This is a genomic window from Nocardia amamiensis NBRC 102102, from assembly GCF_001612745.1.
Lineage (GTDB): Bacteria > Actinomycetota > Actinomycetes > Mycobacteriales > Mycobacteriaceae > Nocardia > Nocardia amamiensis.
Genome location: NZ_BDBA01000132.1, coordinates 13,812 through 35,752, shown reverse-complemented (window position 1 = coordinate 35,752; position 21,941 = coordinate 13,812). Strand labels below are relative to the sequence as shown.

Annotated in this window: 27 protein-coding genes and 1 pseudogene; 16 read left to right on the top strand and 12 right to left on the bottom strand. The window is 65.2% G+C overall.

Annotated features, from left to right (window positions below; genetic code table 11):
- A pseudogene (locus tag NA4_RS23975) lies at positions 1 to 569 on the bottom strand (hypothetical protein); the annotation flags it as partial.
- A 539-nt stretch (positions 570 to 1,108) separates the two neighbouring features.
- On the opposite strand from NA4_RS23975, the gene sucC reads away from it, so the two are divergent.
- From sucC to purH, 6 genes are all read left to right on the top strand, one after another.
- Positions 1,109 to 2,275: an ADP-forming succinate--CoA ligase subunit beta gene (gene sucC, locus NA4_RS23970; RefSeq protein ID WP_067474191.1), complete on the top strand. Its 1,167-nt coding sequence runs from the start codon at positions 1,109 to 1,111 to the stop codon at positions 2,273 to 2,275.
- 25 nt (positions 2,276 to 2,300) lie between these two features.
- Complete coding sequence (gene sucD, locus NA4_RS23965) at positions 2,301 to 3,215, top strand: succinate--CoA ligase subunit alpha (RefSeq protein ID WP_040782761.1); 915 nt, start codon at positions 2,301 to 2,303, stop codon at positions 3,213 to 3,215.
- A 455-nt stretch (positions 3,216 to 3,670) separates the two neighbouring features.
- Positions 3,671 to 4,723: a DUF5336 domain-containing protein gene (locus tag NA4_RS23960; protein WP_067474188.1), complete on the top strand. Its 1,053-nt coding sequence runs from the start codon at positions 3,671 to 3,673 to the stop codon at positions 4,721 to 4,723.
- Between the two features lie 96 nt (positions 4,724 to 4,819).
- The gene (locus NA4_RS23955; RefSeq protein WP_067474185.1) at positions 4,820 to 6,331 is read left to right on the top strand and encodes a cell division protein PerM; all 1,512 of its coding nucleotides are present in this window, start codon (positions 4,820 to 4,822) and stop codon (positions 6,329 to 6,331) included.
- Between the two features lie 53 nt (positions 6,332 to 6,384).
- Positions 6,385 to 7,047 (top strand): phosphoribosylglycinamide formyltransferase, encoded by a 663-nt coding sequence (gene purN / locus NA4_RS23950; protein WP_373862822.1) that lies wholly within the window; start codon positions 6,385 to 6,387, stop codon positions 7,045 to 7,047.
- The gene (purH, locus tag NA4_RS23945; protein WP_067474182.1) at positions 7,044 to 8,612 is read left to right on the top strand and encodes a bifunctional phosphoribosylaminoimidazolecarboxamide formyltransferase/IMP cyclohydrolase; all 1,569 of its coding nucleotides are present in this window, start codon (positions 7,044 to 7,046) and stop codon (positions 8,610 to 8,612) included. The genes purN and purH overlap by 4 nt, the downstream gene beginning before the upstream one ends.
- Positions 8,613 to 8,682: 70 nt before the next feature.
- Here purH and NA4_RS23940 read toward each other — a convergent pair whose 3' ends face one another.
- The 5 genes from NA4_RS23940 to NA4_RS40695 all read right to left on the bottom strand — a co-directional run bounded on the left by NA4_RS23940 (position 8,683) and on the right by NA4_RS40695 (position 11,702).
- Positions 8,683 to 9,144 carry a hypothetical protein gene (locus NA4_RS23940; RefSeq protein WP_067474179.1) on the bottom strand — a complete coding sequence of 154 codons (462 nt, stop codon included), beginning with the start codon at positions 9,142 to 9,144 and terminating at the stop codon, positions 8,683 to 8,685.
- A gap of 109 nt (positions 9,145 to 9,253) precedes the next feature.
- Complete coding sequence (locus tag NA4_RS40700) at positions 9,254 to 9,793, bottom strand: hypothetical protein (protein WP_157129264.1); 540 nt, start codon at positions 9,791 to 9,793, stop codon at positions 9,254 to 9,256.
- Between the two features lie 17 nt (positions 9,794 to 9,810).
- Positions 9,811 to 10,659 carry a hypothetical protein gene (locus NA4_RS23935; protein WP_067474176.1) on the bottom strand — a complete coding sequence of 283 codons (849 nt, stop codon included), beginning with the start codon at positions 10,657 to 10,659 and terminating at the stop codon, positions 9,811 to 9,813.
- Positions 10,660 to 10,662: 3 nt separating this feature from the next.
- Positions 10,663 to 10,980, bottom strand: a complete 318-nt coding sequence (locus tag NA4_RS23930) for a hypothetical protein (RefSeq protein WP_067474172.1) — start codon at positions 10,978 to 10,980, stop codon at positions 10,663 to 10,665.
- Positions 10,980 to 11,702: a hypothetical protein gene (locus NA4_RS40695; RefSeq protein WP_157129263.1), complete on the bottom strand. Its 723-nt coding sequence runs from the start codon at positions 11,700 to 11,702 to the stop codon at positions 10,980 to 10,982. Before NA4_RS40695 ends, NA4_RS23930 begins: the two co-directional genes overlap by 1 nt.
- Before the next feature lie 673 nt (positions 11,703 to 12,375).
- Between NA4_RS40695 and NA4_RS23925 the strand changes: the two genes are divergently transcribed.
- The 3 genes from NA4_RS23925 (at position 12,376) to NA4_RS23915 (ending at position 14,123) form a co-directional block, all read left to right on the top strand.
- Positions 12,376 to 12,708 carry a hypothetical protein gene (locus NA4_RS23925; protein ID WP_157129262.1) on the top strand — a complete coding sequence of 111 codons (333 nt, stop codon included), beginning with the start codon at positions 12,376 to 12,378 and terminating at the stop codon, positions 12,706 to 12,708.
- A gap of 413 nt (positions 12,709 to 13,121) precedes the next feature.
- Positions 13,122 to 13,667: a DUF3558 domain-containing protein gene (locus NA4_RS23920; RefSeq protein ID WP_067474164.1), complete on the top strand. Its 546-nt coding sequence runs from the start codon at positions 13,122 to 13,124 to the stop codon at positions 13,665 to 13,667.
- A gap of 51 nt (positions 13,668 to 13,718) precedes the next feature.
- Positions 13,719 to 14,123: a hypothetical protein gene (locus tag NA4_RS23915; RefSeq protein WP_067474161.1), complete on the top strand. Its 405-nt coding sequence runs from the start codon at positions 13,719 to 13,721 to the stop codon at positions 14,121 to 14,123.
- Positions 14,124 to 14,173: 50 nt separating this feature from the next.
- On the opposite strand, the gene NA4_RS23910 is transcribed toward NA4_RS23915, so the two are convergent.
- Together NA4_RS23910 and NA4_RS23905 are read right to left on the bottom strand one after the other, a co-directional pair.
- Positions 14,174 to 14,380, bottom strand: a complete 207-nt coding sequence (locus NA4_RS23910) for a DUF397 domain-containing protein (RefSeq protein ID WP_084497391.1) — start codon at positions 14,378 to 14,380, stop codon at positions 14,174 to 14,176.
- Positions 14,370 to 15,260: a helix-turn-helix domain-containing protein gene (locus NA4_RS23905; RefSeq protein WP_067474202.1), complete on the bottom strand. Its 891-nt coding sequence runs from the start codon at positions 15,258 to 15,260 to the stop codon at positions 14,370 to 14,372. The genes NA4_RS23910 and NA4_RS23905 overlap by 11 nt, the downstream gene beginning before the upstream one ends.
- A 374-nt stretch (positions 15,261 to 15,634) precedes the next feature.
- On the opposite strand from NA4_RS23905, the gene NA4_RS23900 reads away from it, so the two are divergent.
- From NA4_RS23900 to NA4_RS23880, 5 genes are all read left to right on the top strand, one after another.
- Positions 15,635 to 15,976: a DNA-directed RNA polymerase subunit beta gene (locus tag NA4_RS23900; RefSeq protein WP_245671563.1), complete on the top strand. Its 342-nt coding sequence runs from the start codon at positions 15,635 to 15,637 to the stop codon at positions 15,974 to 15,976.
- On the top strand, positions 15,969 to 16,247 hold the full coding sequence (locus tag NA4_RS23895; protein WP_067474152.1) for a hypothetical protein: 279 nt from the start codon (positions 15,969 to 15,971) through the stop codon (positions 16,245 to 16,247). Before NA4_RS23900 ends, NA4_RS23895 begins: the two co-directional genes overlap by 8 nt.
- Positions 16,244 to 16,465 carry a hypothetical protein gene (locus NA4_RS23890; protein ID WP_067474149.1) on the top strand — a complete coding sequence of 74 codons (222 nt, stop codon included), beginning with the start codon at positions 16,244 to 16,246 and terminating at the stop codon, positions 16,463 to 16,465. The genes NA4_RS23895 and NA4_RS23890 overlap by 4 nt, the downstream gene beginning before the upstream one ends.
- Positions 16,466 to 16,758: 293 nt before the next feature.
- The gene (locus NA4_RS23885) at positions 16,759 to 18,087 is read left to right on the top strand and encodes a hypothetical protein (protein WP_067474146.1); all 1,329 of its coding nucleotides are present in this window, start codon (positions 16,759 to 16,761) and stop codon (positions 18,085 to 18,087) included.
- Positions 18,084 to 18,848, top strand: a complete 765-nt coding sequence (locus NA4_RS23880) for an ESX secretion-associated protein EspG (RefSeq protein WP_067474143.1) — start codon at positions 18,084 to 18,086, stop codon at positions 18,846 to 18,848. Before NA4_RS23885 ends, NA4_RS23880 begins: the two co-directional genes overlap by 4 nt.
- 375 nt (positions 18,849 to 19,223) lie before the next feature.
- Here the strand turns inward: NA4_RS23880 and rpsR are convergent, their stop codons facing one another.
- Genes rpsR through rpmB form a run of 4 tightly spaced genes read right to left on the bottom strand, consistent with a single transcriptional unit; the run spans position 19,224 to position 20,238 of the window.
- Entirely contained in the window at positions 19,224 to 19,478 is a 255-nt protein-coding gene (gene rpsR / locus NA4_RS23875) for a 30S ribosomal protein S18 (protein ID WP_011211513.1), read from the bottom strand.
- A gap of 34 nt (positions 19,479 to 19,512) precedes the next feature.
- Positions 19,513 to 19,818: a 30S ribosomal protein S14 gene (gene rpsN, locus NA4_RS23870; RefSeq protein WP_067474139.1), complete on the bottom strand. Its 306-nt coding sequence runs from the start codon at positions 19,816 to 19,818 to the stop codon at positions 19,513 to 19,515.
- A 1-nt stretch (position 19,819) separates the two neighbouring features.
- Entirely contained in the window at positions 19,820 to 19,990 is a 171-nt protein-coding gene (rpmG, locus tag NA4_RS23865; RefSeq protein ID WP_019049259.1) for a 50S ribosomal protein L33, read from the bottom strand.
- 11 nt (positions 19,991 to 20,001) lie between these two features.
- Positions 20,002 to 20,238 (bottom strand): 50S ribosomal protein L28, encoded by a 237-nt coding sequence (gene rpmB, locus NA4_RS23860; RefSeq protein ID WP_067474136.1) that lies wholly within the window; start codon positions 20,236 to 20,238, stop codon positions 20,002 to 20,004.
- A 102-nt stretch (positions 20,239 to 20,340) separates the two neighbouring features.
- Between rpmB and mrf the strand changes: the two genes are divergently transcribed.
- Entirely contained in the window at positions 20,341 to 21,684 is a 1,344-nt protein-coding gene (mrf, locus tag NA4_RS23855; protein ID WP_067474133.1) for a ribosome hibernation factor-recruiting GTPase MRF, read from the top strand.
- Positions 21,681 to 21,941: a type B 50S ribosomal protein L31 gene (locus NA4_RS23850; protein WP_067474130.1), complete on the top strand. Its 261-nt coding sequence runs from the start codon at positions 21,681 to 21,683 to the stop codon at positions 21,939 to 21,941. The genes mrf and NA4_RS23850 overlap by 4 nt, the downstream gene beginning before the upstream one ends.

The window sequence follows — 21,941 nt, the reverse complement described above, 5'->3', positions numbered from 1 at the left end:
GGCGCGGGCACTCGGTGCGCGCCCCCGCGCTTGTTCCCGGGGCGGCGGGCGGGAATCACGGTCGGCACGGCGGGGAGCTCGGTGCCGGTGTCGGTCGCCTCGGGTTCGGCGGTCTCCGACGCCCAGGATTCCTCCGGTGCCCAGCAGCCGGTGTCCTCGGCCACCCACTGCTTCGCTTCCGGCGTCCAGGCCTCCTCTTCGGCCCACGCGTCACCGGAGCTCCACGCGCCACCGTCGGTCCACGAGTCCTGCTCAGACCAATCCTGTTGCGCCCAAGCGTTGTTCGAGGCCCAGGAGCCGTCGTAGCCGGTGCTCTGGTAGGCCGCGTGGTCATAGCCCGCGTCGTGAACCGGCGGCTCGAACGACGCGTGATCGGTTGCGAAACCTTGACCCTGGCCTGCGGTGGGGTGGTAGTCGTACTGCGAGCTCGCGCCGTACGAGGAGTCCCCATATCCGTCGATCTGGGTGCCTGCGTACGGGCTCGCCGCACCGAAGGACTCGTCGTCCTCCCGGTAACGATGTCCGGACCGCAGGCGATCATCGGAGGCGAAGGTGGAGCGGTGATTCATCGGCGGTGCCACATCGTGAAGCGGGAAGAACTGGGATATCCGCTGGTCAGCGGCGTCGATCGGTCATATGCGGAGCGGCTCTCAGGCTGCGGAACGCTGTGCTGCGTCAAAGCTTGCCGTCCTCCTAGTCGTGACCGTGTTGTGACATCGACCGCAATGACGGTAACGAAACGATTGCACCCCCACAAGCGGTGCGGACATTCCGTAACAAACATGTGAGATTGATCACTTTAGATGCGCCGAGTATCTCACCGCGATATGGGTGCGCCGGCGAGATCTCTCGACGACGAGTTGTAGTAGAAGGCCTTCTGTTTCCGGGTTCGGCGGCTCTACCTGGCACGCCGTCGGCAACCTACTCGTCGGTAGTGTTGGCCAGGGGTTTTGCTGTCCGGCAGGACCGGCCCGTGACCTGCGCCACTTAGGATGTACGTGGCCGATTGGCCCTCCATGTGACTGGTTAAAGTCCGACCCGACCCGCTTCCGACGTCGGGCCGCCAACAAAGACGTTGTCATCACAACGCAGACGAGACGGTGAGTACATGGATCTCTTCGAATATCAGGCGAAGGAGCTCTTCGTTAAGCACGGAGTGCCTTCGTCCGAGGGCCGCGTCACGGACACGGCCGAGGACGCCCGCGCCATCGCGGCGGAAATCGGCAAGCCGGTGATGATCAAGGCCCAGGTCAAGGCCGGTGGCCGCGGTAAGGCGGGTGGCGTCAAGTACGCCGCCACTCCGGACGACGCGCTCACGCACGCGCAGAACATCATCGGCCTGGACATCAAGGGCCACATCACCAAGAAGATCCTCGTCGCCGAAGCCAAGGACATCGCCGAGGAGTACTACATCTCCTTCCTGCTGGACCGGGCCAACCGGACCTACCTGGCCATGTGCTCGGTCGAGGGCGGCATGGAGATCGAAGAGGTCGCCGCGACCAAGCCGGAGCGGCTGGCCAAGGTTCCCGTCGACGCGGTCAAGGGCGTCGACCTGGCGTTCGCGCGCTCGATCGCCGAGCAGGGCCACCTGCCCGCCGACGTGCTCGACGCCGCGGCCGTGACCATCCAGAAGCTGTGGGAGGTGTTCGTCAAGGAGGACGCCACCCTGGTCGAGGTCAACCCGCTCGTGCGCACCCCGCAGGACGAGATCCTGGCGCTGGACGGCAAGGTCACCCTGGACGAGAACGCCGAGTTCCGCCACGACGACCACGCGGCGTTCGCGGACAAGGACGCGACCGACCCGCTCGAGCTCAAGGCCAAGGAGAACGACCTCAACTACGTCAAGCTGGACGGCGAGGTCGGCATCATCGGCAACGGCGCCGGCCTGGTCATGTCGACCCTGGACGTCGTCGCCTACGCGGGCGAGAACCACGGCGGTGTGAAGCCGGCCAACTTCCTGGACATCGGCGGTGGCGCCTCGGCCGAGGTGATGGCCGCGGGCCTGGACGTCATCCTGAACGACGAGCAGGTCAAGAGCGTGTTCGTCAACGTGTTCGGCGGCATCACCGCCTGTGACGCGGTCGCCAACGGCATCGTGAAGGCGCTGGAGATCCTGGGCGACAACGCGAACAAGCCGCTGGTGGTCCGCCTCGACGGCAACCGGGTCGACGAGGGCCGCACGATCCTCGTCGAGGCCGCGCACCCGCTGGTGACGCTGGCGCAGACAATGGACGAAGGCGCCGACAAGGCCGCCGAACTGGCAGCCGCCAAATAACGACGGCCGAGTAAGGACGAAAAGAATGTCTATCTTCCTGAACAAGGATTCCAAGGTCATCGTCCAGGGCATCACCGGCGGCGAGGGCACCAAGCACACCGCGCTGATGCTGAAGGCGGGCACCCAGATCGTGGGCGGTGTGAACGCGCGCAAGGCGGGCACCACCGTGGCGCACACCGACAAGGATGGCAACGCGGTCGAGCTGCCGGTGTTCGGCACCGTCGCGGAGGCCATCAAGGAGACCGGCGCCGATGTGTCCATCGCGTTCGTGCCGCCGAAGTTCGCCAAGGACGCCATCATCGAGGCCATCGACGCGGAGATCCCGCTGCTGGTGGTCATCACCGAGGGCATCCCGGTGCAGGACACCGCCTACGCCTGGGCCTACAACGTGGAGAAGGGCGCCAAGACCCGGATCATCGGCCCGAACTGCCCCGGCATCATCACTCCCGGCGAGTCGCTGGTCGGCATCACCCCGGCCAACATCACCGGCAAGGGCCCGATCGGCCTGGTCTCGAAGTCCGGCACGCTGACCTACCAGATGATGTACGAGCTGCGTGACTTCGGCTTCTCCACCTCCATCGGCATCGGCGGCGACCCGGTCATCGGCACCACCCACATCGACGCCATCGAGGCGTTCGAGAAGGACCCGGAGACCAAGCTGATCGTCATGATCGGCGAGATCGGCGGCGACGCCGAGGAGCGGGCGGCCGCCTACATCAAGGCCAACGTCACCAAGCCGGTCGTCGGCTACGTGGCCGGCTTCACCGCCCCCGAGGGCAAGACGATGGGCCACGCGGGCGCCATCGTGTCCGGCTCGTCGGGCACCGCCCAGGCGAAGAAGGACGCGCTGGAGGCGGCGGGCGTCAAGGTCGGCAAGACGCCGTCCGAGACTGCCGCGCTGGCCCGCGAGATCCTGGAGAAGGCCAGCATCAGCGCCTGATCCGATCCGCGACCACGCACGAAGGCCGCCTCCGAATTCGGGGGGCGGCCTTCGTCATGTGTGGCCGGTGGGCTCAGGCTTGGGCAGCAGCCGAGCCTCCTGACCGGCCACGCGTGGAACCGTTGGTCTCTCCGGGCTCGCGCATTTTCCACCTCTAGACACGAGGCAGCCGCACGAACGGTTCACCGGTATGTGGCAGTGTTCATTCCCCGTGGGTGAGAACCCCGGCAGTGTGAAAACAGCCACCGAGGGCAACAGTTACCTCAGCGGTCGGTGGTCTTGCTAGAGGCTGCGGTCGGACACGTATCGCGATAGCGTGCGGCGACCTGCCGGGATCGGGGCGGATTCGCCCGTCCGGGCAATTGGCGCAGGGTGACCTGTGCCGGGCAGTGCAGTAGCGTCAGAAGTAATCCAGCCGTGAAGACCATGAACGACTCGATTTAGGAGACGACGACATGTCTTACCCGACCGGGGGCTCCGGGTACAACGCACCCTCGCCCTCAGCGCCGTCCAGCCCGAGCCCGGCCGCGGGTGGCGCCAGTTCAGGTTCGAGCGCTACCGGTTCCGATGCCAAAGGTCTGCCGTTCTTCCTGGTGGTCGGGGTAGCGGCGCTCGGCGTGATCAACTTCCTGCTCGGCTTCCTGCCGTTCCTCGGCAGCAAGCCGATCGATCTCGGCGGCCGCCGGGTCAGTGAGCCGGAGACGGCCAACCTGTTCGAGGTGGCGTCCGGCTCGCCGCTGCTCGGACTGCTACTGCTCGGCGGCCTGCTCGCCGCGCTGTCGTTGCTGCCGAAGCAGAACTGGATCGGCGCGGCCGCCGCGGCCTCGACCGCGGGCTTCATCGCGCTGCTGTTCCAGTCGTTCAACTTCGGTGAGGGCAGCGAGCTGGAGGTGGGCGCGTACATCCTGCTGGTCCTCGCGTTCGTGCAGACTGCGGTCGCGATCACGGCGGCGCTGTTCGACGCGGGCGTCGTCAAGGCGCCGGCACCGCGCCCGGCCACCGCGCCGAGCGGTTTCGGGCAGGCCGGTTACGGCCAGCAGCCGCCGTCGTTCGGGCAGGCGTCCTATGGTCAGGGGCAGCCGAGTCAGCCCGGTTACGGACCGAGCGGGCCGTACGGGCAGTCCGGCTACGGCCAGTCCGCCCCGCCGCAGTTCCCCTCGCAGCAGCCTTCGCCCTACGGGCAGAGCCAGCCGAGCTACGGCCAGAGTCAGCAGGGTCAGCCCTATGGGCAGCCGCAGTCGCCCTCGCCCTATGGGCAGAGCCAGCCGACCACGGCATACGGCGCGTCCCAGCAGCCGGGTTCGCCCTACGGCGCGCAGCCGCGTCCGGACGAGAGCGCGACCCAGAATTTCGGCGGGCAGCCCTCGGGCCAGCAGTCGCCCTACGGCTCGCCGGGGTTCGGACAGCAGCCGAGCCAGCCGAGCCAGCCGTTCGGCGGCGAGCAGGGTGGCGATCCGTCCTCCGACGCCACCCAGGCATTCCGTCCCTCGGACGACAACAACAAGTAACACCGCGCCGCCTTCCCTGGCGCGACGGCAGCGTGGCAGCTCTTTCCCGGCGCGCCTGACCCGCTCGCGCCGGGGAAGCTGCCACGCTCAAAAGCCATGAGCTCCCCCAGAAACTCCTCGACGCGCCGAACCGGCGCGCCGCAGCCGCACCCCGATGCGGACGAGGCCGGGTTTCTGTCCCTGACTCCGGAGCGGTCCAGGGTTCTCATCTCCGTCGCGGCCCGTCCCGCGGCATTCGGCCTCACCACCTTCGCCGTTCTCGTGCTGTGCACGCTGCTGACCTCGGGCAGTGATCTCGCGGGAGCCTCCGGCGCGGTCGCCGCCGGCTGGCTGGGCGCGCACCAGGTTCCGCTGGTGATCGGCAAGACCTCGCTGGGCCTGCTTCCGCTGCTGCCGACCGCGCTGCTGGTCTGGCTGGCCGGGAGGGAATGCGCTCGGGCCGTGGAAACCGACTGCACCAAAGCCGATCTCGGGTGGATCGTCGGCGCCGCGGTCGGCGGCCCACTGCTGGTCACGTCGGTCTGCCTCGCCGTCGCCGAAGACGCATCGGGTGTCATCGCACTGCAACCGCCGAACCCTCTCGCCGCCTTCGCGTGGGTCGCGGTGCTGTATCTGCTCGCCGCCGTCGCCGGCATCGCCATTCGTATCCGACGACTGCTGTTCGTGCTGTTGCCGATACCCGATTGGGCCGTATCGGGCCTGTACGGCGCGGGCCGGTCGGTCGTGCGCCTGTTGGGCTGCGCCACCGCGGTGGTGGTCGTATCGTTCCTCGCGCACGTCACGCGGGTCGATGACGCCTATCAGTCGGCGGGCAACGCCGTGGGCGTGCTCGGGTTGACCCTGCTCGCGCTGCTGTATCTGCCCAACCTGGTGGTCCACACGGTCGGTGTGCTGGTCGGCTCCAGCGCGCATATCGGCGCCGCCTCGTTCGGCGTGTTCTCGGTGGTGGGCGGCCCGATTCCGGCCTTCCCGCTGCTCGCCGCGGTACCGACCGGTCCGGCGGCGGGATGGTGGCCGGTGCTGTTGCTCGTCCCGGCCGCGGTCGGCGTGCTCGGCGGGTTGGATTGCGCCCGTACCTCGACCGACCGGATCACCGCACCGTGGGCGACGCTCAGCTCGGCTGCGCTGGCATCGCTCGCCCTGGCGGTGGCGGGCGCGCTCGCGGGCGGCGAACTCGGCACGTTCGGCCGGGTCGGGCTGGATCTGCCGATCTTCACGCTGATCACCTTCGCCTGGCTCGCGGTTCCCGGCTACGCGGGCCTGGTTTTCGCGCGCTGGTTCCTGCTGCCGGTCGGCGTCCCGCCTGCCGACTACCGCGATTCCTACGACGACTACGACGACGAAGACGACGACTACTACGCGGACTCGGACTACGACGACTACGCGGACGACGACTACGCGGACGACGACTACTACGACTACCGCGACGACCGCTCGCTCGACTACGACAGGCCGGAGCTGGAAGACGCACTCGACGCCGAGCTCGTCGACGAACCGGCGGCGATCGAGACGGGCGGTGCGCGCCACGGCGACCCCATGGCCGACATCGTCGACGCCGAGGTGGTCGAGACGGACCTGCCGAACAGTGACCGGGTGGACGGCCGTTAGGCTTTAACCCGGCGGTGCCGCATTCGTACGCCATACCGATCGATCGCAGGAGTATTACGCTGACGTCCTCGCACGCCCCGTGGAAGCCCGCAGCGGCTCCGGCCACCGTCGTCGTGCTGGCGTCGGGCACCGGCTCGCTGCTGCGCGCACTGTTGGACGCCGCGTCCGCTCCCGGGTACCCGGCGAAGATCGTCGCCGTGGGTGTCGACCGCACCTGCGCCGCCACCGGCCACGCGGACGCCGCGGGCGTGCCGCATTTCCGGGTGGCGCTGAAGGACTTTCCCGACCGCGCCGCCTGGGATGTCGCGTTCACCGACGCGGTCGTGGCCTACGACCCGGATCTCGTGGTGTCGGCGGGCTTCATGAAGCTGCTCGGCCCCGCCTTCCTGGACCGGTTCGGCGGCCGGATCATCAACACCCACCCCGCGCTGCTGCCCTCGTTCGCGGGCGCGCACGGAGTGCGTGACGCTCTTGCCTATGGAGCGCGGGTCACCGGCTGCACGGTGCATCTGGTGGACGAGGGCGTGGACACCGGCCCGATTCTGGCGCAGGAGGCGGTGGCGGTTCGGCCCGATGACGACGAGGCCACCCTGCACGAGCGCATCAAGGTTGTCGAGCGACGGTTGCTGGCGGAGGTTGTCGCCGCCGTCGCCACGAGAGGCATTGTCTCCGATGGACGAAAGGCAGTTATCCCAGATGAGCGAGTTCTCCGGTGAGTGAACGCAAGCCGATCAGCAGGGCGCTGGTGAGCGTCTACGACAAGACGGGTCTCATCGAGCTCGCGACCGGTCTGCACGCCGCGGGCATCGAGCTGGTCTCGACCGGATCCACCGCGGGCAAGATCGCTGATGCGGGCATCCCGGTGACCAAGGTCGAGGACCTGACCGGGTTCCCGGAGACCCTCGACGGCCGGGTCAAGACGCTGCATCCGCGGGTGCACGCGGGCATCCTGGCCGACTCGCGCAAGCAGGAGCACGTCGATCAGCTGGTCGAACTCGGTGTGGAGGCGTTCCAGCTGGTGGTGGTGAATCTCTACCCGTTCACGCAGACCGTGGCGAGCGGGGCGAGTCCCGACGAGTGCGTGGAGCAGATCGATATCGGCGGGCCGTCCATGGTGCGCGCCGCGGCGAAGAATCATCCGTCGGTGGCGGTGGTGGTCGACAGCCGCGACTACGACGACGTGCTGGCCGCGGTGAAGTCCGGCGGCTTCACGCTGGCCGAGCGGACCGCCTTGGCCGCCAAGGCTTTCCAGCACACCGCGAGTTACGACGTCGCGGTCGCCGGCTGGCTGACCAACGTGCTGGCCGTCGACGGGGAGGCCGACGCGGCGACCCGGTTCCCCGAATGGCTCGGCGGCACCTGGGAACGCTCGGCGGTACTGCGCTACGGCGAGAATCCGCATCAGGCGGCCGCGCTGTACACCAACGGCGACGGCAGCCTCGGGCTGGCGCAGGCACGGCAGTTGCACGGCAAGGAGATGTCGTACAACAACTACGTCGACGCCGACGCGGCCTGGCGGGCGGCCTTCGACCACGACGACCCGGCCGTCGCGATCATCAAGCACGCCAACCCGTGCGGCATCGCGCTCGGCGCCGATATCGCCGAGGCGCACCGCAAGGCGCACGCGTGCGATCCGGTCAGCGCGTTCGGTGGGGTGATTGCCGCGAACCGCGAGGTCACCGTGGAGATGGCCGAGCAGGTCGCGGAGATCTTCACCGAGGTGATCGTCGCGCCGTCCTACGCCGACGGCGCCGTGGAAGTGTTGCAGCGCAAGAAGAACGTGCGCATCCTCGTCGCCGAGCGGCCCCGGCGCGCGGGCGCCGAACTGCGCCCGATCAGCGGCGGCGCACTGTTGCAGCAGCGCGACGTGCTCGACGCCGCGGGCGACGACCCGGCCAACTGGACGCTGGCCGCGGGCGAGCCCGCCGACCCGCAGACCCTGGCCGATCTGGGCTTCGCCTGGCGTGCCTGCCGTGCGGTGAAGTCCAACGCGATCCTGCTCGCGCACGACGGCGCGTCGGTCGGCGTCGGCATGGGCCAGGTCAACCGGGTGGACGCGGTCGGCCTAGCGGTGCAGCGGGCCGGTGACCGGGCCAAGGGCTCGGTAGCCGCCTCCGACGCCTACTTCCCGTTCCCGGACGGACCGCAGACCCTGATCCAGGCCGGCGTCCGTGCCATCGTCCAGCCCGGCGGCTCGGTGCGCGACCAGGAGACCATCGACATCGCCCGTGAGGCAGGTGTCACCCTGTACCTCACCGGGGCGCGCCACTTCGCCCACTGAGATAGGTCACCAGCGATACGGCCGCGTCGGGCCTCGGTCCGCGCGGCCTTCGCTGTTCCCAGCGCCTCCGCTAGACCGCGCTGAGCACCGTGCGGTTGGCAAGTGGAGCTTTCAGCGGCACCTCCAACGTGCCCAAAACCGCGATCATCGTGCACATCTTGCCCACCGCGTCGGCGCGGGTGCCCGAGCGCAGTTCGACCGTCACCGTCGAATCGGTCTCGGTGACCGTGGCATCCACGCCGTAGCACTCGGGCGTACCGGTTTGGAAGTTCACGGCTATCTTGCTGTCCGCCAACTTGGTCCATGACTGGAACGGGATCGGATGCGCGCCGACGATAGTCGGGTCGGCGGTGAACACAGTGCCCTGGTTGCCCTTAGGGTCCTCGATGGGTGTGCTCGGCGCCGCGGTCTGCGTCGTGCTAGCGCTCGCTTGTGTCCCAGTGTCCTTCGATTCGCCGCAGCCCGTGGCCGCGAGGCAGGCGAGCACAACGGCGACAGCTGCGGTGGCGCGTCCGGCCGGTATCCGATCCATACCGCAACCCTAGTCCCTGCGCTCTTTCACCGGCCGAATCGCTTCCGTCGTTTGCGTGAAGCACACGGAAGACGCCACCGGCGGCATGGAAGCGATCTGGCTCGACCTTTTATGAAGTCGAAGGAATGCGAGGACCTTTCAGTGCTCGGACCATTCCCACCAGAACCGGCGCCCCGGCCTGCGCGCCTTGTTCATCTCCCGCTGTGAACCGCAGTTCACCCCGCCATCCATCGATAGTGGCTTGCAACGTATACGCCCGTCGTGCGGCATTGGGATCTTGGAGCTCCCCCAGGGGTTCTACAATTTCAGTAACCGTCACCCCGTCGACGGTCAGGATCCGAACCCGAGAATTTTCAGGAATCGATTGCGATTCCTTACGTTCTTGATGCAGTAGAACATGCCCGAGCTGGTTACCGCCCGCTGCAGCCGAGTTTTCGTAAAAGCAGCCGGCAAACGCCTCGATCTTGGACGACATGGACTTCGATTGCGCTGGTTTCACAGTCAAATCGGAGACGTTGTAGCGGTTCACGAAGAACTGTCTCGGGAAATCACACAGTTCCTGCACAGTGTGCCCACTCAAATACAGCTCTACCGGCTGAGATGTCGGCGTGAACTGACATCCCGTAAGGGCCAGAATTCCAACGGACAAGGAGAATATTCTCATTATCACTTAGCCGACCACTTTTCGCCGTTCGGTCTATCGATTGATACGAACTCTTCGTCGATTTGGGGCCATTTGTTGAGATGGAATGATTTAGGATTATCAATGGCGCTGTTGATAATTGTGACTTGACCTCTTTCGGATATGAGCGTTTTTCCGAGATTCAGCCCGTAATCCACGACCTTCTTGATAATAGACGCCAAGGCGTCGATAGCGTCCGAGACGCCCCACGGTGCCCCCACACCAGTGGCGATCTTGGCGAGCGCGGCTGTCAGGTCGACCAAGAATCCCGTGATGTCCGATACGAGAGTGGAATAGAACTCCCAGGCCAAGTCGGCGACGTCGCGGAGAGCCTTGCTCACGGTGTCGCAGATTCCGCTGGCTGTGTCTGTAGCAGCCACCTGAAGTTGCTGCGCTGCAAAGTGAGCGTCGGCAGATTGCCCGCTCCAGGTGGTTCGCAGATCCGTTTGAGTAAAAACCCAATTTCGAGCCTGGTTGACCTCTGTTTGCAGATTCAGCCATTCTTCACTGACCTGAACGAATGCTACGGGAGCTTTAAGTCCGTCAACCGCGCTCTGCAGCTTCTCCAAGAGCTCTTGAATTTTTCTCTTGATCTCCTCCTTGTTTTCTTGCATAGATCCCGTAAAGTCATCCTCGGTGAGCGATCCGTACGCATATCCGGCTACGCCGCCAAGAACGCCGAACAAAGACGCTCCTTCTGCTGTAGCGGCCCATTTCGCCGCCTCGCGGAAGGCCTCCTCCACGTCTTGGGGGGAATTGCGGATCTCGTCAACATTTTCCGAGAATTGAGTCAGTACCGCGTTTATCTCGTCGAGAGATTTTGTGGCGCCCATTCGTCAATTCCCGTCACTATCGAGTTTGAGCAGGACATTCGCGAAGTTCTGATCCTGCTCCATCAACACCTTGGCGACATGCTGGAGGACATCGCCCATGGACTCCGATTCTTTACCTCCTTCGTTCATTCTATCGTACATATATTGGGCTGCTTTCAAGTTCGCATCCCAGGCATCCTGAAACAGGGCCCATACGATTTCTTTGTTGCTGTCCTGGATGCTTTGCGCCTTCGCCGCACCTTCTTTCAGATCCTTCGATGCATATTCCCAGGATCGCGCTGATTTGACCAGCTGATTCAGGTCGGCTGAAAAATCTGGCATTACGAGCTCCTCATCAAATGGTTCTTGTACTCGGCCAGCTCGCGCTCGAGCTCGTCATCAGAACGGTGCGACCAGACTCCTTCTTCGCCAAACTTCGGCCGACGATCGCGGATTCGGTTGGCGCAGTCGACTATATCGTGGGCAATATATGAGGGCTCGGCGGTTGCGGCCCAGTCTGGACTGATGATAATTCGGCTGATTCGAGATAGGCTTGCTACCACGGACACAGAGTGAGTGCCGAAACTGGTACGGGGACCGTCAGCTGTGTACTCATCACGTCCACGCAATACTCGTTCGACAGCTTCGAATTGAGAACGCGACCGGGTGCCGAGGAGTGCAATTATCTGTGCACGTCGGGATGGCATTACACTCAACTCCGTAAACCGCCCCCGCGCGATGATCGGTGCATCATTCTTCCAAAGCGCAAGGTAATAGCCTGCCATCGCCGCATCGGAAAAATTCTCAGGCTCCAGTCGGCTGTGCAGGTTGCGATTCACTTCAACACGAACGGGGAGTCGATCAGCGTCGAGTGTCATCTCGATCAGCCCGGCCCGGAGAAGTATCACTTCGGAAATGCCGGAATTCCCCAGAGGAACGTCTATACCGGAACTTGCGAATGCAGGATCTTGCCCCCGATTTAGCGCCGGATTGACTTCAAGCGGCTCTTCGTCCCAAAACTCGTCTGGATCGTCATAATGGTTGTACCAACCGTTCGTCGCCATTACCGCATCTCTTCTCGACCGTTGACCGCCAATGCGGACTGCGTTCCTTCACCTACGTCGAACACTGAATTCAGTAGCGGGGTTCGATCGCACTCGACCTTGTCCACGATTCGGTACTTCATCCCCGCGGCAGAAAACGGGCGACCGCCCTCCAGGGCGATTGCGCACCGGACGACTGTTGACAGGCCATGGTCATGTGCGATTGGGACAAGGATGGCCAGATGCATGGTGGCCGTCCGCAAAGATGCTCCCCCCTATTTGTTCACCGGAGAGGCAACCGTGCCATTTTCGGCTCCCGTCCTGCAACAGGATTCAGTGGACCGCACCCCTCGAATGTCTGCGGCCAGTGTAACGTCCGAACCGGTCTGTAGCGAGTCGTATCGCACAGCCGATCGCGCTGACCAGCACATCCGCTGCGAGATCAGTACCCACATCGGCCGTGGTCTACGCTGAACACATGCATGCGGGGGCCTGTCCGATATGTCGGCGAAATGACCAGTGCCAGAAGGTGTCTGCGATTTACGCGGCAGGCACTTCGCAGGGGCGTGGTAGGTCCTACGACAACAGGAACCGCCGCAAGACCACCATGTCCACTCAGACGGCGCTGGCGCAACAACTCTCGCCACCAGTGCTGACGCCCGACCTAGCGAACTTCGCGCGAGGAGTCACGGCGTTGATCATCGGGCTGTTCGTGCACGTTGGCGCCATCCTGATGTTCTCCGAGTTGGGAGCATCGATGGCTGTGACCGTCTTTGCGCCGCTCTGCCTGTCAGGTTGGCTGCTGATCCCGGGCGTGCCCATTACTGTTACCGGTGTCGTCCGGATTATCCGCCTGAAAGCCGATCTGCCACGGCGGCAAGCTATTTGGCGAGTTTGGAACAACCTGTACTTCTGCTACCGCGACGACGTTGTCTTCCTGCCCGATGGTCCGCCGTTCCACCCCAGCCAACTACCTGGCTTCATGGCCGCCACCTCCGGCCCCTTCGCTGGCATCGTCGCGGCCTGACACCACTTCGGCGGCGAAGGCCCGCGCCATGGACCGATGCCCGCAGTACCCGAACGGGGCCGGTTGCGTCTGCGTGAGGCGTACGGACGACCGGGACGCCATCCGCGCCTGGGCCGCAACAATCGCACACGCTGATGCCGCACCGGCGCAGATGGAGTCCCGTTCGACAGCTCGGTGACGCGCTGGGCCGTCGCGACGTTGCAGACGGTGCACCCATCCAGTTCGCCAGGCACTGAGCCCAGCAGCGGCCGCCGCTACGGCATCGGCCAATGCCATCCCGACGAGCCTTTCCTGCCGCAATCGCCCCCGGCGCACCCAGTCGGGCGTGTTGTTGGATCGGACGGAACCGAGGCGGGTAGTGCTGCGTCCTATAGTGGTGACGGGGAAATCCGACGCCGATGCCAGGGAGAGCTATGCGCACCGCCGACGTCCTTCGCGCCGTGCTCGGTGGTGCCGCTGTGCTGGCACTGGTCACTGGCTGCGGGTCGACTATGGACGGAACCGCCACCACGACAAGCAAGTCCGCGGGCGATATCCAGATCTTCAACCCGTGCACGCAGCTCAGCGACGATGTCCTGCGCGCTACGGGCCTTGATCCAGCAACGAAGCACGTCGTCACAGATGCGCCCGAGGGTCCGACGTCATGGCGTATCTGCGCGTGGTCCTCGACAGACCTTCCTTATCGCGTGGATGTGGCCTCTAGCAGCCATACCGTGGACGAGACCCGGGCAAACGACCGGGAGACCGGTTTCCGAGACGTAATGATCGGCCCGCGCACAGGTTTGATCCATCAGGATAAAACCGATACGCGTGGCGAGACCTGTCGAGTGGCGATACCTGCGGAACAGGGCATGTTCGTAATCAGTGCGAGCTGGCGCGCCTCCAAACCGATCACTCACGATCGATGTGATCTGGCTGCCGAGCATGCAAGAGACCTCGAGCCCAGCTTGCCCAAGTGACGGAAGCGGATCTGAATCCGGCCGCTTTCAGTCCATGTAGGGGAGAACAACATGACAGACAATCTGCAAGGCGAGATGCGGCGCTGGCAGCAACTCAAACAGGAGGCCATCGAGGGCGAATTCCAGATGGAAGAGGGCATCGGGGAAGCTCTGAGACGACGCTGTGAGACCCTTCTTGCTGGGTTGCAAGATATGAAGACAGACGCCGCTCAACTTGCCTACCTGTCGGGTTACGGCGACCTGCCATCCGCGAAGATCATGAAGGTCAAGTTCGAGCGGAAGGCAGATGGCGGCGGTTCACACGACGCCAATGACTCCGCCGTTGCCCGACTTCAGCAGCACATCGAGGTCGTCCAGATGATGCACGACACCTACGCTGCCGCGATTGGCAAACTTCAGGCTACCGATGAGGCTGCGGGCACCCGGATTGATACCCAAACCGGGGAGATACGCTGAAGGCCCTGCGCCTCGAAATCTGAACGAGGGCAGGGCCTTCCTGCTTTCGGCTACTTGCGGTTGAACTCACCGTCGGTGACGCCCGCGGTGAAGGCATCCCACTCGCCAGGGGTGAACACCAGGGCCGGGCCTGTCGGGTTCTTGGAATCGCGCACACCAATCATGCCCGCGTCGAGAAATGCGACCTCCACGCACTGGGAACCGCTCTCGCTGTGGCTGCTTTTGAACCAGCGTGCCCCAGTTAGGTCAACGTCCACGCTCATACTCCCTTGCCGCCTGACGAAGCAGGTCTCGCGTTCGTGTCTCGTCCAGTGCATCGGCCCGGATGGCGTCAGCCAACTTATAGTAGCGTTGCACCTCCTCGGGCTTGTCTACGTACAGATCGCTGCTCACCCGCCCTTCGACGTAGACAACGGGTGGCTCGATCTGCTTGCCTCTGCGGTCGGTTCCGAACCCCAGTATCACAAACGGGCCATGTAGGAAACCCCAGGTCATCCCGGCCGAGTAGGGATGAACACGCAGCGTCACGTTGGGTAGCTTGCCGACCTCGGCAAGATACATGAGTTGTGGTGACATCACCTGAGGTCCACCGACGGCGCGATGCAGGGCGGATTGGTGCAGCAGAACCTCGATTGCCAGCGGATTGGACTTCCGGGTGACCATAGCTTGCCGTCTCAGCCGAACATCAACCCGCCGTTCGATGTCGTCTGGGCTGTCGTAGCCCGGAAACGCGCTGAACGTTGCCCGCGCGTAGTCCGCGGTTTGCAGTAGTCCAGGGATCTGCTCTTGATAGGTCACGAGGTTGCGTGCCGATTGCTCCATCCCTACGTACATGTTGAACGCGTTGGAGAACAGCCCGCCCAGGGTGGTGACCTCCGGGTCTTTCGCCGCCTGTGCGGCGAGATCGATAGCCTTCTCCATCTCCTCCGGGTCTACCTCGTACGACTCGCACAACGCCCGCACATCTTGCTTGCGTAGTTTTTGTGGGCGTCCGGTCTCGAGTCGTTGCAGTGCAGCTGGACTCAGCTGAACTGCCTGCGCCGCAAGGGCGATGGTCAGTCCGCACGCTTCGCGTCGTTCACGCAGGAAGCGACCCAACTGGCGGCGCAGTAGCGTCGGCGACCCGTTCTCAGGCATCTGATGCACCTCGATTCTGAATGCGAAACCCCTTGATCCTGAACACATGATGCCCCCGGTTCGAACTTCTTCGTGGGGTTTTGAGTGAGTTGTTTTGAATACTCAGCGAAGTCTCGTGCAGGTAGAAGCGCCGTGGTGTCCTGTGTTTGCGTCCGGAGAGACGGCTCTTCTCCGTCATCGGGACTCCGCTTCGGGGGCCGGGCGATACCTTCAGCTAAGGGAGCAGGGGAGCACTGTTGAACCACATACCTTTTGGTGATACGCCTCTGAAGCGGTGTCACTTTTATCGGCGCGTGTGCGATTTGCCCGCCGTCATAGATCCGCCGCACCTGGGGCGCATTATTATGCCTGCGACACACGTGGGGGCATTGATCATGCCCGAACCTCTGGGGCGGGCCGTGAAGATCGAAATGCAGCGCCGGGGGATTGATCTCGGTCCGATTCTGTCCCACCCCCGGTCGCGCAGATGGAGCTATCTGATCCGGCCGAATCTGCCGGACGAGGTCAGCTTGTTCGCCGAGCTGTTCCGCTTGAACGTCTCGGTAGTCCGCGACGGCGGCACTATCGCGCTCCCTTCGCCCGCTGATGAGTGTGCGGGGTTCCGTCACTGGGTGGAGCCGCCGCGTTGCATGTACCGCCCGTCGGGCCTCGCCGTGGTCGACGCCATCCGCGCCTGCGCCGGGCCGGGAAGGCATCGGACGGTGGCGCGTGTGTGACCACGATCGCGGGCCGTGGATTCTGTGGTCGCACTGCGGATTCGCCAAGGTCGACCCGTACATGAACGCGCTGGTCGAGGTGGCTTGCCCATCGCGCTACTGCACAACCTGGGTTCGGCTGGATGATGGCAAACTCACCGAACACGAACGCGCTGAGGGCGGACGCTGCCCATGGACCGGAGTCCGCGTTGTCGACGACCGCACCGACCTGCCTGGGATGTCGGACGAAGTCATCGACACCGACGCGGCTCGGTGCAGTAGCGAGCAATGATGGGCGCGAACGATTCCCCGCTCCCCGACGAGCCGGACGTACATCTCAGCGTCTTCCTGCACGGTGTCAGATTCGACTTTGCTGCCTGTTTGACCGCCGCCCTGTCGTTCATCCACGACCACCGGACCCGCCACCGTGCCGACGCGGTGAACGTAATGCCCGGCGAGACAACAGGGTTGCCGCGCCTTCCTTGTGAGCGCCTGTTCCTCGATCCGTAGACCACGCTGGCGCTCGCGGCCGGTCCTGGGAAAGCCACGTCCCTCGTCCGGCACGCACTCTGGCGTCGCCGACGGACGGTTCCGCCCAGCTCGGCGGAACCATCCGGCCCGGGCACCGCTCGGGCTACACGATGCTCGGGCCGGGCTTACTCCCGCCGGTGTCTGCGGAATCGGATGGAACCGAGCCGGGGACCCCTGCGTCCTATAGTTGTGACGGGGAAAATCCGACGCGGACGCCAGGAGAACCATGCGCACCGCCGACGTCCGAACACCCTGACCCAGGAGGCAGGCTGATGGTGAACCCACTCGACGTCGCCAAGGGCGTCATCAACGTCGTCGCCGGGCCTGGGGCGGGCATCGTGATCGATGCGCACACCCAGTCGAATCAGAACAATGACCGGGACGCCGATCTCCGCCAGGACGCCGATGACTTCTGGAGAGCCGATCGGCAGATCATCGAGAACGAGTGGGGCAGGCTCGATCCGCAGTACCACCAGCCCGCGCCGAACGAGATCCTCGCGCCTGAGGCGTTCGAGACCTGGTCGCACGAGCAGATCTGGAACGCACTGAACGGTCATGGCGGGGCCAAGGGTGTCGAACAGGCCGATATCAACGCGGGTGCCGACGGCTGGCGGCGGCTGACCGATCAAGGTACCGCCCTGATCGAAGACTTCCGCAAAGGTGTCGATGAAGACATCGCCACACTGTGGACCGGCAAAGCCGCCAATGCCGCGATGGAGGCCACCCGCACCTACTCGGATGAGTTCAAGAAGTTGGCCGTCGGCTTTGAGATGGTCGCGAACGGTATCGACCTCATGCAGGGCTACCTCGATCAGGCCAAGCGCTCGGTCGCGCCGCCGGAGAATGTGAACGCCCTCGGCGAGTTCCTGGGACACATCCCGGGCAATGGTGTGCTGAAGCTTTCGAAGCATCGCGCGAATGAGGCTGAGGCGCATGCCCAGGATGTGATGAGCACGATTTACCAGCCGGGTGTCTTGCAGGTCGACGGGCGCACCCCGCTGCTGCCCGAGCCGTACAACCCGGTCAGCAAGTCCGGCGACCAGCCCCCGTCGCCGTCCGGACCAGTTCCCGCCAGCAATCCCACGTCGAATTACCCGACCGGTACCAATCCGGACGGAGTCAATCCCAACGGACAACAGCCTGCGGACCCGAACAGCGCCACTCCGCAGAACACCGACGACCAGAACGCGTATCAGCCCGACACGAATCCAGCCAACATCAGCGCGCCACAGACCGTCCCCCAGAACTACCTGGAGGACCCGGTCGGCCGCCCGAATACACCGAACCCCAGCACACCGCACCTCACCACATCGAGCCCCGGTTCGCCGGGCATCCCCGGCATGCCGACCCCCGGCCCGGGTAAGAGCATCCCCGGCAAACCGGCCGGGCCGACCGTCCCGAGTGCAACGGGAACCAGGACGGGAAATCCCCAGGCCGGGCGGCCGGGCATGCCCGGATTCGGGATGCCCGCTGCCGCACGAGGCAAGGGCGAAGACGACGAGGAGCACACCAGTCCCAGCTACCTGGTGCAGGACCGCACCACCGAACTGCTCGGCGAGCAGCCCCGCGTGCTGCCGCCGGGCGGAGTCATCGGCGGATGAGCGAAAACCGCTGGCAGCTGGACGGTTTCGCGTTCACTCTCGCCATGTCCGCGATGGGACGGGACCGGCTGCCGTATCCCTTGAGCTACCGACCGGAGTTCACCGAACACCGCGACGACTACGAGCGGCTACGCGCCCGCACGGCACAGCGGTTGCAAAACGTCTTCGACGACCGGCTTCACCGAGCACTGACCACACTGCTGCAACCACGCGTACGGATCGAAATCCACGGTTTCCACGGCCCGAACCACGCCCAGGTGGTGCGCATCCACGCAGGTCTCGCGGGCCAGGTCGCCACGATCGCGCAGCAATTGCCCGGCCCCGACCGCGAGCACGGCCGCGACGTGATCATCACCCAATGCTCAGCGAACATGCTGGCCGCCCAGATCGCCGCGAAACTACCGCGCTGCCAAGGCGGAGACCACTACCCGTTCACGGCCCGACGCTCCGACCTCGACCAGCCGGTGTACACGCGCCACCCCACCCGGCTATCGCCCATCGAAGAACTCAACCGATTCCTCCGCCGTCCACGCACCAGCATCGGCGAGATCACCGTCTACCCAGGCGCCGCCCACGACGCCCGCCCCACCAACGACGGCCACGCCCTCATCTGGCTCGACTACCCCACCGACGGCCGCTACCTGCTGGTCCACCACAATCAAGAGGATTTCAGCATTACCCCTGGTCCCGCCGACGAACTCATGCGCCAGCTCCGATCCCGCGTCGACACCGTCAACCGCGCCCGCACCGGCACTCGGTAGTGGCCAGCCACCCCTGCACCGGTACTCACTGGCAGTTGGTTACCTCCGCACTGCCACCCGAGCCCGACTGCACGCGCCGACAGGCGAAACCCGCGGCTACGGCAATGAATCCCCACCTCGAAACAGGTCCTCGACCTCTGACCGGTGCTCAGCCGACACGGCCCTCCATCGGCGATCACGCATACCTGCGGTTCGAAGCACATATCCGCCGACCAGTTGGCCAACCCGGCACCGGCTAACCTGCTCAGGCGGGCACCGAACTGGGCCACAATCGTTCGAAAACGACACGGTCGCCGCAACCTCTCATATCGAGAGTGTTGCGACGACCGCGTGAACCGAACGTCCTCGAGGTTCTCTCGCGTTCGAAAGCCCGGCCTACCGGCTGGTGAACGGCAGCAGCGCCATCTCACGGGCGTTCTTCACCGCGACAGCGACCTGGCGCTGCTGCTGCGGGGTGAGCCCGGTGACCCGGCGGCTGCGGATCTTGCCGCGATCGGAGATGAACGTGCGCAGCAGGTTCACGTCTTTGTAGTCGACCGTCTCGATACCCGCGGCGATGAGCGGGTTCTTCTTCGGGCGACGGGCCTGCTCGGCGCGAACCTTCTTCGACGGTGCTCGCTTGACTGCCATATGACGGGTTCCTTCTCACGAGATCAGTGGTTGTCTACCAGCTCGATTTGTGCACACCGGGCAATTCGCCCCGGTGGGCCATCTCGCGCACACGCACACGGGAGAGTCCGAACTTCCGGAGATGACCGCGCGGTCGTCCGTCGGCGGCGTCCCGATTGCGCAATCGTACCGGACTGGCGTCGCGCGGCTGGCGCCGCAGTTCGGCCTGGGCGGAGGCCCGATCGGCGTCCGAGCTGCCCGGTTTCCGGATGATTTCCTTCAGCTCGGCGCGGCGTTCGGCGAAGCGCGCCACGATCGCCCTGCGTTGCTGGTCGCGCGCGATCTTCGACTTCTTGGCCATCTCAGCGCTCCTCACGGAAGTCGACGTGCTTGCGCACGACCGGGTCGTATTTGCGCAGCACCAGGCGATCGGGGTCATTGCGGCGGTTCTTGCGGGTCACGTAGGTGTACCCGGTGCCTGCGGTGGACTTCAGCTTGACGATCGGGCGGATGTCGGTCGATTTCGACGCCATGGGTCGCTCCTTCAGATCTTGTCGCCGCGTGCCCGGATCCGGGCCACCACGGCCTCGATGCCGTCCCGGTCGATGGTCTTGATGCCCTTGGCGGAGACGGTCAGTGTGATGCGCCGTCCTTCGCTGGGCAGGTAGTAGGTCTTGCGCTGGACGTTGGGGTTCCAGCGGCGGCTGGTCCGCTTGTGCGAGTGCGACACGGACTTGCCGAAGCCGGGCTTGCGTCCGGTGACCTGGCAGTGGGCCGACATGCGAACTCCCTCCAGTAGATGACAATCATTTTCGACAAAGGCTGCCGGGGACTGTACCGTGGTGCGACAGCAAATGAAAATCATTACCGAAAGGGGTTCCTGGTGGCTGCCGCATACTCCACCCCCGAGTCCGACCGGAGGACGCCCGTGGTGGTGCTCGCGGGTTTCGCCGGACTCGCCGCGGCGGGCGTGGATCGCGCGGCCGCGGCGCTGGGTGCGGCGCCGGGTACGGTCGTCGTCCGCCACGACCTTGCCCAGTTGCGCGAAGGCATCGTGCACCGCACGGTGCGCACCGCGACGGGGGAGAACTCGGCCGTGCTCGAACTCGCGCACGGCTGCGTCTCCTGCACGCTGCGGATGGACCTGCTCCCGCTGCTGTGCGCCCTTGCCCGGCGAGATTCGGTCGACCGGATCGTGCTCGCGCTCGATCCCGCTTTCGAGGCCGAAGCGGTGTGCCAGGCCATAGAGTACGCCGTGGTCACCGGCGTGCACGGTCGCGTCGACGGTCCCGCCGGGCGCGACGTGCGGGTGGACGCGGTGCTCACCTGTCTGGACGCCGGTGCGTGGCTCGCCGACGCAACCGGGGACGACACGCTCGCCGAGCGCGGCCTCGCCCGCGCCGACGACGACCGCACGGTGGCGCAGGTCGCGGTCGGCCAGGTCGACTTCACCGACGCAGTGATCGCGCTCGGTGCTGTCGAAGTCCAGGGAGCGCTGCTCGACGACGTGCGGGCCGATCGAGGAAAACTCGCCGCGGTGCTGGCGCGGCTGGTCCCCGGCGCGCCGGTCGACTGGGTCGACGAGCCGCGCGGACTCGCGCCCGCCCGGGTCGAAGCGCTGCTCGCGCGCATTCCCGCCGACTCACGGCGCGGCCGGATCTTCGACGCGCACGCGCCGCTACTGCGCGGCACCCCACCCTTGACCAGTGACTACGGCGTCGTGCTGATGGAGTTCGCCGCAGGACGACCATTCCATCCCGCCCGCTTGCACGAGGCGCTCGACGTGCTGTTCGACGGCGTGGTAACCGCGCGTGGCCGCCTGTGGCTGGCGACCCAGCCCGATGAGGTCGTCTGGCTGGAATCAGCGGGCGGCGGCCTGCGGGTAGGCGGCGCGGGGCGCTGGCTGGCCGCGATGTCCCCCGGCGAGCTGGCCGAGGTGGATCCCGAGCGCCGCGCGATGGCCGCGCTGCGGTGGGACGAGCGCTTCGGGGACCGGGACATCTCACTGGTGATCCTGGTGCACGACGCCGATCCGGCGGAGATCCGCGAGGCGCTGCACTGGGCGCTGGTGGAGGACGAGGAACTACGGCTGGTCGAACGCGCACCCGAGCTGGTGGCGCAGTGGGAGGACCCATTCGGGGAGTGGCACGCCGATCCCTGCGCGGACGGTGACACTGCCGCCCGAACAGTCGAAGACAGGAAGAGCCCGAGAGGAGAGGCGAAATGAAGAAGGGAATCCATCCCGACTACCACCCGGTGGTCTTCGAGGACGTGAGCACGGGCAAGCGGTTCCTCACTCGTTCCACGGCGACCAGCGCGCGCACCGTGGAATGGACAGACGGCAATACGTATCCGCTGCTGACAGTGGACGTGACAGCCGATTCGCACCCGTTCTGGACCGGCGCGCACCGCGTGCTGGACACCCAGGGGCGGGTGGAGAAGTTCGAGCGCAAGTACGGCAAGCGCGTCCGAGGGGAGGCCTGA

Excerpts from the sequence above, each read along its gene's own strand:
- sucC (WP_067474191.1), top strand. The coding sequence starts at position 1,109 with ATGGATCTCTTCGAATATCAGGCGAAGGAGCTCTTCGTTAAGCACGGA.
- sucD (WP_040782761.1), top strand. The coding sequence starts at position 2,301 with ATGTCTATCTTCCTGAACAAGGATTCCAAGGTCATCGTCCAGGGCATC.
- NA4_RS23960 (WP_067474188.1), top strand. The coding sequence starts at position 3,671 with ATGTCTTACCCGACCGGGGGCTCCGGGTACAACGCACCCTCGCCCTCA.
- NA4_RS23955 (WP_067474185.1), top strand. The coding sequence starts at position 4,820 with ATGAGCTCCCCCAGAAACTCCTCGACGCGCCGAACCGGCGCGCCGCAG.
- NA4_RS23940 (WP_067474179.1), bottom strand. The coding sequence starts at position 9,144 with ATGGATCGGATACCGGCCGGACGCGCCACCGCAGCTGTCGCCGTTGTG.
- NA4_RS23935 (WP_067474176.1), bottom strand. The coding sequence starts at position 10,659 with ATGGGCGCCACAAAATCTCTCGACGAGATAAACGCGGTACTGACTCAA.
- NA4_RS23930 (WP_067474172.1), bottom strand. The coding sequence starts at position 10,980 with ATGCCAGATTTTTCAGCCGACCTGAATCAGCTGGTCAAATCAGCGCGA.
- NA4_RS40695 (WP_157129263.1), bottom strand. The coding sequence starts at position 11,702 with ATGGCGACGAACGGTTGGTACAACCATTATGACGATCCAGACGAGTTT.
- NA4_RS23920 (WP_067474164.1), top strand. The coding sequence starts at position 13,122 with ATGCGCACCGCCGACGTCCTTCGCGCCGTGCTCGGTGGTGCCGCTGTG.
- NA4_RS23915 (WP_067474161.1), top strand. The coding sequence starts at position 13,719 with ATGACAGACAATCTGCAAGGCGAGATGCGGCGCTGGCAGCAACTCAAA.
- NA4_RS23905 (WP_067474202.1), bottom strand. The coding sequence starts at position 15,260 with ATGCCTGAGAACGGGTCGCCGACGCTACTGCGCCGCCAGTTGGGTCGC.
- NA4_RS23900 (WP_245671563.1), top strand. The coding sequence starts at position 15,635 with ATGCCCGAACCTCTGGGGCGGGCCGTGAAGATCGAAATGCAGCGCCGG.
- NA4_RS23890 (WP_067474149.1), top strand. The coding sequence starts at position 16,244 with ATGATGGGCGCGAACGATTCCCCGCTCCCCGACGAGCCGGACGTACAT.
- NA4_RS23885 (WP_067474146.1), top strand. The coding sequence starts at position 16,759 with ATGGTGAACCCACTCGACGTCGCCAAGGGCGTCATCAACGTCGTCGCC.
- NA4_RS23880 (WP_067474143.1), top strand. The coding sequence starts at position 18,084 with ATGAGCGAAAACCGCTGGCAGCTGGACGGTTTCGCGTTCACTCTCGCC.
- rpsR (WP_011211513.1), bottom strand. The coding sequence starts at position 19,478 with ATGGCAGTCAAGCGAGCACCGTCGAAGAAGGTTCGCGCCGAGCAGGCC.
- rpsN (WP_067474139.1), bottom strand. The coding sequence starts at position 19,818 with ATGGCCAAGAAGTCGAAGATCGCGCGCGACCAGCAACGCAGGGCGATC.
- rpmG (WP_019049259.1), bottom strand. The coding sequence starts at position 19,990 with ATGGCGTCGAAATCGACCGACATCCGCCCGATCGTCAAGCTGAAGTCC.
- rpmB (WP_067474136.1), bottom strand. The coding sequence starts at position 20,238 with ATGTCGGCCCACTGCCAGGTCACCGGACGCAAGCCCGGCTTCGGCAAG.
- NA4_RS23850 (WP_067474130.1), top strand. The coding sequence starts at position 21,681 with ATGAAGAAGGGAATCCATCCCGACTACCACCCGGTGGTCTTCGAGGAC.